The following is a 13,423-nucleotide window of genomic DNA, read 5'->3' on the forward strand; positions in this document are numbered from 1 at the left end:
AGTCTATCGCTCATACGTTCGATATGAGTGTCCGGATCGCACATCGTGGATCAGCACGGCCACGTGCAGTGACAGCATCGATTCGCCGTCGCCGAGGTCGGCCCCCAGCGTCGCCTCCAACGCGCGCAACCGTTTGTACAGTGCCGGCCGGCTGATGTGCAGCCGCTGCGCGAGCGCCGCCTTGTTTCCTTGCACACGAAGGTATTCCCGGAGAAGGTCGAGCGAATCGGGAGTCCCGGCCAGTACCGGCCGGAGCTCGGTTTCGGCGAAGGCCTGAACACGTGGATCATCCTTGAGCACGGCGATCAATCCGCGGAGTCGGACATCGGCGGCGCGATAGAGCGAACGGCGGGGGCCGCTCATCGCGGTGGCCACCTCGGCGACGTGGGCCGCATCGTCGAGACCGAGGATGGCGTCGGCCACGTGCCCACGCGGCGTGCCCGCCGCGACCACGCAGTCGGCCGCATCGTCGATGCGGTGTGCGGCAGCACGAATCGATTCGGCGACTCCGAGGAGTGGGTCACCGGTTGTCGGGGTGGTCGCGGAGACCGCGGCGATCGCGCCGATGTCGCCATTGGAGCGGCTCGTGAACAGGGCGCTGTGTCCGGCGGCGTGCACGCCGTGGGCAATGGCCTCCAGGTCGGCGGAATGGCGCCGTTGAGCGTCGATGGGATCGGTGTCCGGTCGAGTACTGCCGATCCGGATCGCCAGGGGCACATACGCTTCGGCGTGACGCAGACCCAGCGCGTGCGCGCGGGCGGAGATGTCGCGTTCGGCGGTGATGCGGCCGTCGAGGACGTCGTCGAGCAGCCCGCTCTGGGCGCGCTGTTGCAGGCCTGTCCGGTCTCGTTCGATCATCCGATGCAGAGCCAGGGCCACGGCGGCGCGTTCGAGAACCGTGCGTGCGCGGCCGGCAGACGACGGCGTGCGTGGAATGATCAGCCGGCCCCACGACTCCCCGCTCGGACCGACCGTGGTCGAGAGCCAGCGCTCGGCGACACCGGTTGCGCCGGCCACCCGTCGGGAGCGACGCTCCCAGTCGGTCAACACCGACGCGGTGTCGCTCTGCCCGGACGCCGCCACGGCGAGAACGCGATGTGCGAGGTCTTCGAGGACCACGGGCTCGTCGAGCATGCGGGATGCGGCGTCGACGATCGCTGCTACGGAGGCGCGTTTCATGCTCAGTTCGGTGAAGGTCTCGTGCGCGCGCCGGTCGAACTCGACGGCGTCGTACTGCTCGGCGACGATGCGGCGGTGTACCGCTTCGGTGACCTCGACGAACCGCACCGTGCGATGCAGCACGACCAGCGCGAGGTCCTGTGCGCGTGCGATTCGGGCGACCGCGGGTGGAAGCCTCGGCAGCATGGTGCCCAACTCCACGACTACCCCCACCGCCCCGGATTCCGCGAGACCCTCCAGATAGCGCTGCGGCCAGTTCGCCAGCGCCGCGCCGGTGGTGAGCACCAGTTCCCCACCTTGGAGCAATCCGGTCAGGTCGGGCACGTCCCCGATGTGCACCCACCGGATCTCCTCGTCGAAGCGGCGGTCGCTCAGTATCTCGGGGTCACCCCGTTGCAGTTCGGGCAGCGAGACGGCATCCGCCACGGTGATCGGCATTTACAGAGTGTAATTCCAGTCGCCTCATTGGTTACAGAACGTAGCGCTGTTCGGTGTCCGCCGAGCCTGACACTGGAGGAAACACCGCGGGTCACGAGCGTCGAACGAAAGGGTGCCGCATGTCAGCCACCATCTGTCACTGGGCCAACAACAAAGCATTTCCCGGCACATCGACCGCCACCGCCCCGGTGACGAACCCGGCCACCGGCGTGGTGACCGGCCAGGTCGCCCTCGCCGGCGCGGAGGATGCGCGAGCGGTGATCGCCGCCGCCGCCGCTGCCTTCCCGGCCTGGCGTGACACGAGTCTGGCCAAGCGCACCGAAATCATGTTCGGATTCCGCGAGCTGCTCAACGCCCGCAAGGATGAACTCGCCGCCATCATCACCGCCGAGCACGGCAAGGTGACATCCGATGCGCTCGGTGAGATCTCGCGCGGCCAGGAGGTGGCCGAGTTCGCCTGCGGGATTCCCCACCTGCTCAAGGGCGGTTTCAGCGAGAATGCGTCCACCAAGGTCGACGTGCACTCGGTGCGCCAACCGCTGGGACCGGTCGGCATCATCTCGCCGTTCAACTTCCCGGCGATGGTGCCGATGTGGTTCTTCCCCATCGCCATCGCCGCGGGCAACACCGTGGTGGTCAAGCCGTCGGAAAAGGATCCGTCCGCCTCGCTGTGGCTGGCCGAACTGTGGCGCGACGCCGGGCTCCCCGACGGTGTGTTCAATGTGCTCCAGGGAGACAAGACCGCCGTCGACGAACTGCTCACCAACCCCAGCATCAAGTCCATCAGCTTCGTCGGGTCCACGCCGATCGCCCAGTACGTCTACGCCACCGGCACCGCGGCCGGCAAACGGGTCCAGGCCCTCGGCGGCGCCAAGAACCACGCGATCATCCTTCCCGACGCCGACCTCGATCTGGCCGCCGACGCCATGGTCAACGCCGGCTTCGGTTCGGCGGGCGAACGATGCATGGCGATCTCGGTCGCCGTCGCCGTCGGTGACATCGCCGATGAACTCGTGGCGAAGATCGCCGAGCGGGCGTCGACCATCCGCACCGGCGACGGCACACGCGACGCCGACATGGGCCCGCTGGTCACCGCGGCACACCGCGACAAGGTCGCCTCCTATGTCGATGCCGGCGAAAAGGACGGGGCCACCATCGTTCTCGACGGTCGGGGCGTGGAAGCAGATGGTGGTGCCGACGGATTCTGGCTGGGCCCCACCCTGTTCGATCATGTCAGCACCGACATGAGCATCTACACCGACGAGATCTTCGGACCGGTGCTGTCGGTGGTGCGGGTGGACTCCTACGACGAAGCGCTCGAACTGATCAACAACAACCCCTTCGGCAACGGCACCGCGATCTTCACCAACGACGGGGGTGCCGCCCGGCGGTTCGCCAACGAGGTCGAGGTGGGCATGGTGGGCATCAACGTTCCGATCCCGGTTCCCATGGCCTACTACAGCTTTGGTGGATGGAAGGCCTCCCTGTTCGGTGACACCCACGCCCACGGCACCGAGGGCGTGCACTTCTTCACGCGCGCCAAGGCGATCACCACGCGCTGGCTCGATCCCTCACACGGCGGCCTCAATCTCGGCTTCCCGCAGAACATCTGATCAGGGCGGAACGCCTGATTCATTCCCACGAGACGAGAGGTGACCACACCATCGTGACAGCCACGGTTGACCGCCACACCCTGCCCAACGGCCTCACCGACGCGCAAGCGCGCGCGGAGGCGGCCCGCGCGTACGAACTCGACCGCGCCCACGTCTTCCATTCGTGGTCGGCGCAGGCCGAGATCGCGCCGATGACCGTCACCGCATCGCAGGGTTCCTACGTGTGGGACGGCGATGGGAAACGATTGCTGGACTTCTCCTCTCAGCTGGTGAACACCAACATCGGCCACCAGCACCCGAAGGTCGTGTCGGCGATCGCCGGCCAGGCCGCGAAGCTGTGTACCGTTGCGCCGCAACACGTCAACGCCGCCCGGTCGGAGGCGGCCCGCCTGATCACCGGCCACACACCGTCCGGACTCGACAAGGTGTTCTTCACCAACGGCGGTGCCGACGCGGTGGAACACGCCGTACGCATGGCGCGGCTGCACACCGGACGCTACAAGGTGCTCTCGCGGTACCGCTCTTACCACGGCGGCACCGAGACGGCGATCAACCTGACCGGAGATCCGCGGCGCTGGCCCAACGATCACGGAAACAGCGGTGTGGTCCACTTCTTCGGGCCGTTCCGCTACCGGTCCCGCTTCTTCGCCGAGACCGACGAGCAGGAGTGTGCGCGCGCCCTCGATCACCTCGACGAGGTGATCCGAATGGAGGGACCGTCGACCATCGCCGCGATCATCCTGGAAACGATCCCGGGTACCGCGGGCATCATGGTGCCCCCGCGCGGTTACCTGCAGGGCGTGCGGGACCTGTGCGACCGCTACGGCATCGTGTACATCGCCGACGAGGTGATGGCGGGATTCGGCCGCACCGGAGAGTGGTTCGCCGTCGACCTCTTCGATGTCACGCCGGATCTGGTCACCTTCGCCAAGGGCGTCAACTCCGGATACGTGCCGCTCGGCGGCGTGGCCATCAACGAGGCGATCGCCGAGACGTTCGCGCACCGCGCGTATCCCGGCGGACTCACCTACTCCGGGCATCCGCTGGCGACCGCTGCCGCGGTGGCCACCATCCGGGCGATGGAGGACGAGCGCATCGTGGAGAACGCGGCGCGGGTCGGCAGGGAGGTCATCGGACCGGAACTGCACCGCCTCGCCGATGCGCACCCCAGTGTCGGCGACGTGCGGGGTGTCGGCGTGTTCTGGGCGATCGAACTGGTCTCCGACCCGGTCACGAAGGCGCCGCTGGCCCCGTACGGGTCGAGCAGCCCCGCGATGACGGAGGTGATCGGCGCGTGCACATCCGCAGGCCTGCTGCCGTTCGCCAATTTCAACCGCATCCACGTCGTGCCGCCGTGCACGGTCACCGACGACGAGGTCCGCGAGGGCATGGCTATCCTGGATCAGGCCCTCGAGATTGCCGACCGGCACGTGGGGGCGTAGACACGACACATGCGACGACCTCCCTCCCCGCTGATCGCGGCGGCCATCGTCGGTGCGGCACTGACCGTCGGCTGCGCGACGGGGAGTCCGTCGCAGGCGACGCCGTCGGAGGCGTCGTCGGACCTTCCCACTGCGAGCCCGGTATCCCGGGAGGCCATCGCCCCGGTGTCGCCCGCTGCCCGAGCCGAGGGGTTCGTCGACATCCGGACGGTGGTGCCCGACGCCCTCGTCGACTTGCGGTATGCCACGCCGCACAGTTTTGTCGGGGTACGGCTCTACCCCGTCGATGCCCGATGCCTCGTCCACGAGTCGATGACCGCCGGACTGCGCACGGCCGCACGTCAGTTGCGCACCACCGGCGACACCCTGGTGTTCTGGGACTGCTACCGGCCGCATTCGGTGCAGGTGCGGATGTATCAGAAGGTGCCCGATCCGGCGTGGGTGGCGGCGCCGGGGCCCTACTCGCGTAGCCACGAATCGGGCCGGTCGGTCGACGTCAGCCTCGCCACCCGCAACCCCACATGCCCGGCGCCCCACCGAATCGGTGACCACTGCCTGGTCGACATGGGGACCGACTTCGACGACTTCTCCCCCGCCGCAACCGCATTCGCGGTCGATGGGGTGTCACCCACCGCGCAGCGCAACCGTGCGCGACTGCGCACTGCCATGGCATCGGGAGGATTGTCGGCGTACTCCGGCGAGTGGTGGCACTTCGACGGCGCCGGGGCCGGCGTGCGTCGCCCGATCATCGACGTCCCGGTGAACTGACGACCCGCACCGCGAGATACCCCGACTCGGGCGCACCCGGCGAGGGCCGGTCGGCGGGACAGGTACCGATCAGCACGGTTTCGGCCGGTCGCGACGAAAGACAGGTAGCGCGCTACGCCACAGTTCGAGAGCACCCGTGCCTAGCGTCACTGCCATCAGCCCGCACACTCACACCAGGGGGCACCGATGCCCAAGAAGCTCATCTACTGCGCAGACGGAACATGGAACGGTCCCGCGACCCACACCAACGTCTCGCGGCTCTACTCGGTCCTCGCACGGTCGCAGACGCAACTGACGTTCTACGACCAGGGCGTCGGACGCACCGGTGGGATGCTGCGGCGGCTCACCGGCGGGGCCTTCGGCGACGGCCTGATCGACAACGTACGCCGGGGATATGACCGCATCGCCACCAGTTACGTGCCCGGCGACACGGTATATCTGTTCGGGTTCAGTCGCGGCGCCTACACCGCGCGCAGTCTCGCCGGCATGATCGCCTACTGCGGACTTCCCGCCGACGCCCCCACATCAGACGACGTCGACGCAGCATTCCGTGCCTATCGCCGTCGCGACGGAGCGTCGTCCTGGGTCGACCGGCCGGCGGGATTCGTCGACGCCCACATCGAGATGATCGGGGTGTGGGACACCGTCGGTACGCTCGGCGTCCCCGGTGCACTGTTCGGACATCAGGATCAACAGCGGTACGGATTTCTCGACACCGCGCTGCATCGTGACGTCCGGGCCGGTTATCACGCGCTGGCCATCGATGAGCGCCGCCGACAGTTCCAGCCGTCGCTGTGGGATTCCCCGGCACCCGGACAGATCATCGAACAGGTGTGGTTTGCTGGTGTCCACTGCGACGTGGGCGGCGGCGGAATGGCAGACGAGCCTTCACTTTCCGACATCACCCTGGCATGGATGCTGGAGCGGGCCGATCGGCACCGAATCGCATTGACCACGGACGCAACGACCAATCGACTTCTTCTTCCGAAGAGCAGTGCGTTGGCCGCAATGCGCCGGTCGTGGCGACCCTACTGGGGTCCGCCGGTCACCCGCACCATCCCGGTGGGCGCGACGATCGCCAATTCGGTCGCCGTGCGAATGGAGTCGGATCCGCAGTATCGCCCGGTGCGCCTGGCGGCGTTGACTGCCCCACGGGCGGTGAGACCACACGCCTTCGACGAGGTGGTCGAGGCCGCATGAGAAGGTGCTGATCGGGCCGATCAGGCAGCGGCGCGATACACTCACGGGTGTCGCTCACCGAACGCATCGACGGCTTCCAGCGTCGGCATCCCCGTTCGGGCTACCCCCTGGCCGTCGCGTACAAGTTCTTCGACGACCAGGGCGGTTATCTGGCCGCACTGATGACCTACTACGGGTTCGTGTCGCTGTTTCCGCTGTTGCTGGTGTTCACCTCGGTGCTCGGTTTCGTGCTGCATGACAATCCCGAACTCCAAGCGCGCATCATCGACTCCGCGCTCTCCCAGATTCCCGTGATCGGATCGCAATTGGGAGAATCCGGCAAGCTGTCGGGCAGTGGCGTGGCGGTTGCCATCGGCGTGGTCACCGCCGTCTACGGCGGACTGGGAATCGCCGTCGCGGCGCAGAACGCGATGAACATCGCATGGACGGTGCCACGTAACAGTCGGCCGAACCCCATCCAGGTCCGGATCAAGGGTGCGATGCTGCTGTCGACGGTCGGGGTCGCGATCATCGCCCTCACCGTCCTCAACGGGATCGGGGCCGCCATCGAGCTGGGCTCCCTGAGCCACTGGCTGACACTGGCCGGATCGGTACTGCTCAACACCGCCGTCTTCGCGACCGCGTTCCGCCTCGGCACCGCACGTGCCGTCGGGCTGCGTGACGTGCTGCCCGGGGCGATCGTCGCCGGCATCGGATGGCAGGCGCTGCAGAAGTTCGGGTCCATCTACGTCGAACGCGTCATCGGCAGGGCCAGTGAAACCTACGGGGTGTTCGCGGTGGTGCTCGGTCTGCTCGCGTTCCTCTACCTCGCGTCGGTGCTGATCGTGGTGTGCCTCGAACTGAACGTGGTGCGTGTCGACAAGCTCTATCCGCGGTCACTGCTGACCCCGTTCACCGACAACGTAGTGCTGACCGCCGGCGACAAGGCGGCCTACACAGCGCAGGCGCGGGCGCAGCGCAGCAAAGGCTTCGAGAAGATCAGCGTGAGTTTCGACAAGCGCGCTGCCGCCGGCGACCCGGGCACGTCTTCGGACACGCGCCCCGCGACGCCCGGCGACCCCACGATTCGGCGCGCCGGGGTCCCCGATGCCGGCGACGTGTCGCGACTGCTCTATGACTTCAACACCGAGTTCCACGCTCCGACGCCCACCGCGGCCGAGTTCGGTGAGCGGTTCCGCATCCTGCTCGACCGCGACGACGTCGTCGTGCTGCTCGCCGAGCAGTGCGGCGCGGTGGGCTTCGCGCTGATCACGTTGCGGCCCACACCTTATGGAGAGGGTTCGATCGCACAACTCGAAGAACTGTACGTGCAGCCGGATCTCCGTGACCAGGGTGTCGGGGCGGCGTTGCTCGATGAGGCGCTAGCGGCGGTGACGGCCCGCGGCGCCCTGGAAATGCACATCAACGTCGACGAAATCGATGTGGAAGCGCGGCGCTTCTACGAGCGGCACGGGTTTGTGAACATCGAACCCGGCGCCGACCACCGGATGCTGTGCTACCTGCGTGCGTTGTGATCGCCGGAGTGGTCGTCGGATGCGGGCACATCGGCCGCCAACGCTGCGACGCCGACGCGGTACACCTGGCGACCGAGCCTGATGACCACGGCGCCCGGCACCACGATCCACACCAGATTCGGAAGCACCGCCACCATGAGGAACCCGCCGAGGTCGCCACGGTCGAGCGATTGCCTGGTCATCTCCAGTCCGCTCGCCGCTTCCACCAGGAAGTAGATCACCGTCTTCCAGAACGTCGCGACCGACACCAGCAACCCGACGATCACCGCCGACCACCGACGCGCATGACTGAGCACCCAGACCAAGGCGATCACCTCGAGCAGATTTGCCCAACTCTGGGCGCTGCCGAAGGCGTCGAACCCGGCATAGCGGTGATCGAAGGAGGAGTAGAACACGTGCCCCGGCCACAGCCAGGCCAACGACCCACCCCGGTGCGAGATGGACCCGAGGAGCACATAACAGGCGTCATAGGTCTGGATGGCCGCGGTGACGGCGAACCACACCACCACCCATCGCGGAAGCCGGAGATCTCTTGATTCCACCGTCGTCATCTTCCGATCGCCTCCTCGCGCGCAGACATACGAGCAGGGTAGAACGCGTGTTGTGGTTGCGAGGCACGGTCGCGGTGATGAGGATGGTGTGGTTGCCTCCGGCGGTTCACCGCTCGCCGCCGAAACACGCCGACGCCGCCGTCTCGAGGAGTAGCCGCAGATGGATCTGGACCGGACACACACCACCCACACCACATCCCCGGGGGCGCCCGCGCCGCATGGCGCAACACTGACCCGCACCGGGGTGAACTTCGCGCTGCACTCGGCCACGGCGTCACGCGTGGTGCTCGAGCTGTATCCGGACGCCGACGACGAGCCGACCGACGTGATCGAGCTGTCCGGTCCCACCGAGGGGACCTGGCACGTCCACGTCGAAGGGGTTGGCGCCGGACAACTGTACGGCTACCGCGTCGACGGCCCGTACGAGCCCGCATCGGGACTGCGTTTCAACCCCGCGAAACTGCTCCTCGACCCGTACGCCAAGGCGGTGACCGGGAAGTTCCGCAACACCGACAATCTGCTGCTGGCCTACGATCCCGAGCAAGGAGATGCCGATCTCTCCCCCGATCACCGCGATTCGGGCCCGATCGTCCCGAAGGCCATCGTCATCGACGACGACTCCTTCGACTGGCAAGGGGTCACCAGCCCGGAACTGGCGCTCGAGGAACTCATCATCTACGAGGTGCACACAAAGGGATTCACCGCCCATCCCTCGGCGCAGGTGGACGCTCCGGGAACCTATCTCGGGTTCGTCGAGAAGATCCCCCATCTCACCCGGCTCGGAATCAACGCGGTGGAACTGCTGCCGATTCACGAGCACTACGTCGACGACTTCCTGGTGGACAAGGGACTGACCAACTACTGGGGCTACAACACGATCGGGTTCTTCGCCCCCGAATCGTCCTACGCGTCCGGCGACACCCCCGGCAGCGCGGTGCACGAGTTCAAAACGCTTGTCCGTGAACTTCATCGCAACGGCCTCAAAGTGATCCTCGACGTCGTGTTCAACCACTCCGGAGAAGGCAACGAGATGGGCCCCACCATGTCGTTTCGCGGTATCGACAATCCCGCCTACTACATGCTGACCGGAGCCGACGACGCGCCCAAGCGGTACTACATGAACTTCAGCGGGACCGGAAACACCCTCGACTTCTCCAGTCCCACCGTGATCGGCATGGTGCTCGCCTCGCTGCGGTACTGGGTGCAACACATGCATGTCGACGGATTCCGGTTCGATCTCGCGGCGGTCCTCGGCCGCGCTGGCAGCGACGATAGCTTCGAGGGGCATGCGCCGTTCTTCGAAGCCGTCAGCGCCGATCCGGTGTTGTCCAACACGGTCCTCATCGCCGAGCCGTGGGACACCGGCACCTATCAGGTCGGCAACTTCCCGGTCGACTGGTCGGAATGGAACGGCAGATTCCGCGACACCATGCGCCGCTTCGTCAAGGGCGACGACGGCCAGCTACCCGACCTCGGCCGGCGACTCACCGGTTCGGCGGACCTCTACGCCGACGACGGCCGAACCCCGTACAACAGCATCAATTTCATCACCTGCCACGACGGCTTCACGCTGCACGACCTCGTCTCCTACGACCACAAGCACAACGACGCCAACGGCGAGGACAATCGGGACGGGTCCGATGACAACAACTCGTGGAACTGTGGTGCCGAGGGCGACACCGACGACCCGCAGGTGATCGGGTTGCGTCATCAGCTTGTCAAGAACCATCTCTGTCGGCTCATGTTCTCCGCAGGCACGCCGATGCTGCTCGGTGGCGACGAGTTCCTACGCACCCAGGGCGGCAACAACAACGCGTACTGCCAGGACAACGAGATCTCCTGGTTCGACTGGACATTGGCCGAGCGCAATCGTGACATCCTCGAGTTCGCCTCGAAGGCAATCGCTCTCACGCGTCGATTCAAGGCGCTGCAGCACCGCAAGTATCGGCTCGGTGCCGACAACGACGCGGGAATGGTCGCCGAACTCACCTGGTTCGGCCCCGACGGCAATTCGCCGCACTGGTCGGATCCCGCCGCGCACACGCTGTGCTACCGCCTCGACACCGAGGACGCCTACCCCGACAACCCGGTCTCCTCGCTGTACTTCATCCTCAACGCCGACTACAACAACGCGTGGATCGTGCTGCCCGAGTTGCCCGATGGGCATTCATGGCATCGGGTCGTCGACACATGCCTGCCCGCCGGTGAGGACTTCGCCGAACCCGGTGCCGAGGTGCTGATCGACCCCGACGACCACTACCTGGCCAGCGCCCGGACCGCAGTGATCCTGGCCGGACGAAAGACGTAGCCGGTGGAGATCGACGGTCGCGAGATTGCCGTTTCGGGCAGTCTGCTGCAACCGCTGACCCGGCGCACCAGCGACATCCTCCGGTTGACTCTGGCCGGACTCTTCCTCGCCATCGTGATCGTGGGTTCGCTGATCACGCGCGCCGACTGGGTGGGGCTGGAGAAGTCGATCTCCGACATCGTCGGCGTGCTCACCCCGCGGCAAGCGGATCTGGTGTATCTCGCCTACGGCATCGCCCTGTTCGCGCTGCCGTTCGTCGTCCTCGTCGGTCTGGTGGCGGCCCGGCAGTGGCGCATGTTGTGGGCATACTTCGCGGCTGCGTCGATCAGCTTTCTCGCACTCTCGGTGACCGAGAACGGAATCGCCGCGCCGCAGTGGCATTTCGATCGGGGCGAACGACTGGACTCGGTGTTGTCGCAGTTCCTCGACGATCCGCGATGGATCGGGATGCTCGCCGCGGTGCTCACCGTGTCGGGGCCGTGGCTTCCGGCGCGGTGGCGGCGCTGGTGGTGGGCGTTGTTGCTGGCGTTCGTTCCCATTCATTTGTTCGTGAGCGCGGTGGTCCCCGCGCGTGCATTGTTGGGATTGGCGACGGGATGGTTCGTCGGTGCACTGGTGGTGTGGGTGGTGGGTACCCCGGCGCTGGCCGTGCCGCTCGAGCAGATGGTCCGGGCGCTGGCACGTCGTGGTGTCGTGGTCACCGGGCTCACCGTGCTGCGTCCGGCGGGGGCCGGGCCGTTGATGCTGTCGGCGGAAACCGGCGCGCCGGACCCGATGGGAACGCCGTCGACGGTGATGATCTCGCTGTACGGACCGAATCAACGCAGTGCGGGTGCGTTGCGTCAGTTCTGGAACAAGATCCGGTTGCGCAGCCAGGAGACCGCCCCGCTGCAATTGTCGGTCCAGCGGGCTGTCGAGCATCGCGGGTTGATGGAGTTGGCGGTGCGGCGCCTGGACCTGTCCAATGCCGACACCCTGGCGGTGGCCCAGCTCGACCTCGGCTGGACTCTGTACGCGCACACGCCGACCCGCGGATGCACCGTGAACAAATGCACCGACCCGGATCCCGCGCCGCGTGTGTGGCGGGCGCTGGCCACGCTGCACGAGCACGGCATGACACACGGCGACCTGCGCGTCACCGAGATCACCGTGGACGACGGGCACGTCCGCTTCGGGGGATTCGGTTATGCGGAGTTCGGGGCCACCGACGTGCAGATGCAATCGGACATCGCGCAGTTGCTGGCCACCACGACCGACCTCTACGGGGCACACACCGCGGTGGTCGCGGCCATCGACGCCTTCGACGAGGACAGCGTGCTGTCCGCATCACGACGGCTGACCAAATCCGCTCTGCCGCGCAGGATTCGGGAGCCTCTCGGCGAACCCGAGGCGGTGATGAAGGCGGCACGCGACGAAATCCGCTCGCAGACCGGAGCCGACGCCATCCCGGGAGAGGTGGTCACCCGCTTCTCGCGCAGCCAGGTCATCCAATTGGTGCTGCTGGTGGCACTGGTCTACGTCGCCTACCCCTTCATCAGCACGGTCCCGACATTCTTCAGCGAACTGCGTACCGCCAACTGGTGGTGGGCCGCAGTGGGACTCGCCGTGTCGATGCTGACCTACGTCGGGGCCGCGGCAGGACTGTGGGCGTGCGCGAACGAGATCGTCAGTTTCCGCAGTCTCACGCTCATGCAGTTCGCCAACACCTTCGCCGCCACCACCACCCCCGCGGGCGTGGGTGGACTGGCCCTGAGTACACGCTTTCTGCAGAAGGCCGGACTCGGCGGTGTGCGTGCCACCACCGCGGTGGCACTGCAACAGGCGGTACAGGTGATCGTGCACGTGGTGCTGTTGGTCTTCTTCACCACGCTCGCCGGCACGTCGACCAACCTCTCCCACCTCGTTCCGTCGACCACCGTCTTGTATCTCATCGGCGGAATCCTGCTCGGTGTGATCGGGATCTTCCTGTTCGTCCCCACCCTTCGGCATTGGCTTCGGACCGCGGTACGTCCCAAACTCAGCGAGATCCTCACCGACCTCGTCGAGGTGTCGCGTGAACCAAAGAGACTATCAATCATTGTGCTCGGTTGTGCGGCAACAACTCTCGGCGCAGCCCTGGCGCTGTGGGCCAGCGTGAACGCCTTCGGTGGCACCGCCACCTTCGTCACGGTGACCGTGGTGACCATGATCGGTGGCACGCTGGCGTCGGCGGCCCCCACACCAGGCGGTGTCGGCGCCGTCGAGGCGGCGCTGATCGGAGGCCTGGCGGCATTCGGGGTGCCCTCGGCGATCGCAGTACCCGGGGTGCTGCTCTACCGGGTACTGACCTGCTGGCTGCCGGTCTTCATCGGGTGGCCGGTGATGCGCTGGCTGACCCGTAACAACATGGTCTGAGACTGCGTCGCGGCAA

General features: G+C 66.6%; 9 protein-coding genes and 1 pseudogene. 8 read left to right on the forward strand and 2 right to left on the reverse strand.

The genetic code is table 11. From position 1 onward, the window contains the following. Positions 1 to 3: 3 nt before the first annotated feature. Entirely contained in the window at positions 4 to 1,617 is a 1,614-nt protein-coding gene (locus ACWDTD_RS06420; RefSeq protein WP_449746257.1) for a PucR family transcriptional regulator, read from the reverse strand. Positions 1,618 to 1,736: 119 nt separating this feature from the next. On the opposite strand from ACWDTD_RS06420, the gene ACWDTD_RS06425 reads away from it, so the two are divergent. The 6 genes and pseudogenes from ACWDTD_RS06425 (at position 1,737) to ACWDTD_RS06450 (ending at position 8,154) form a co-directional block, all read left to right on the forward strand. Next, on the forward strand, positions 1,737 to 3,230 hold the full coding sequence (locus ACWDTD_RS06425; RefSeq protein WP_449746258.1) for a CoA-acylating methylmalonate-semialdehyde dehydrogenase: 1,494 nt from the start codon (positions 1,737 to 1,739) through the stop codon (positions 3,228 to 3,230). Positions 3,231 to 3,283: 53 nt separating this feature from the next. After that, positions 3,284 to 4,672, forward strand: coding sequence for an aminotransferase class III-fold pyridoxal phosphate-dependent enzyme (locus ACWDTD_RS06430; protein WP_449746259.1), 1,389 nt, complete (start codon positions 3,284 to 3,286; stop codon positions 4,670 to 4,672). 9 nt (positions 4,673 to 4,681) lie between these two features. Next, positions 4,682 to 5,440 carry a M15 family metallopeptidase gene (locus ACWDTD_RS06435; RefSeq protein ID WP_449746260.1) on the forward strand — a complete coding sequence of 253 codons (759 nt, stop codon included), beginning with the start codon at positions 4,682 to 4,684 and terminating at the stop codon, positions 5,438 to 5,440. A 186-nt stretch (positions 5,441 to 5,626) separates the two neighbouring features. Further along, positions 5,627 to 6,640, forward strand: a complete 1,014-nt coding sequence (locus ACWDTD_RS06440; protein WP_449746261.1) for a DUF2235 domain-containing protein — start codon at positions 5,627 to 5,629, stop codon at positions 6,638 to 6,640. 47 nt (positions 6,641 to 6,687) lie between these two features. Continuing rightward, positions 6,688 to 7,674 (forward strand): annotated as a pseudogene (locus tag ACWDTD_RS06445) (YihY/virulence factor BrkB family protein); the annotation flags it as partial. A 30-nt stretch (positions 7,675 to 7,704) separates the two neighbouring features. Continuing rightward, a complete protein-coding gene (locus ACWDTD_RS06450; RefSeq protein WP_449746500.1) occupies positions 7,705 to 8,154 on the forward strand; it encodes a GNAT family N-acetyltransferase in 450 nt (149 codons plus the stop codon). On the opposite strand, the gene ACWDTD_RS06455 is transcribed toward ACWDTD_RS06450, so the two are convergent. Next, entirely contained in the window at positions 8,136 to 8,705 is a 570-nt protein-coding gene (locus tag ACWDTD_RS06455; protein WP_449746262.1) for a hypothetical protein, read from the reverse strand. The genes ACWDTD_RS06450 and ACWDTD_RS06455 overlap by 19 nt on opposite strands. A 160-nt stretch (positions 8,706 to 8,865) precedes the next feature. Here ACWDTD_RS06455 and glgX point away from each other — a divergent pair, with 160 nt between their 5' ends. Continuing rightward, on the forward strand, positions 8,866 to 11,013 hold the full coding sequence (gene glgX / locus ACWDTD_RS06460; RefSeq protein WP_449746263.1) for a glycogen debranching protein GlgX: 2,148 nt from the start codon (positions 8,866 to 8,868) through the stop codon (positions 11,011 to 11,013). Between the two features lie 3 nt (positions 11,014 to 11,016). Beyond that, on the forward strand, positions 11,017 to 13,407 hold the full coding sequence (locus ACWDTD_RS06465; RefSeq protein WP_449746264.1) for a lysylphosphatidylglycerol synthase domain-containing protein: 2,391 nt from the start codon (positions 11,017 to 11,019) through the stop codon (positions 13,405 to 13,407). Positions 13,408 to 13,423: the final 16 nt, after the last annotated feature.

This window comes from Gordonia sp. NPDC003425 (assembly GCF_053588635.1).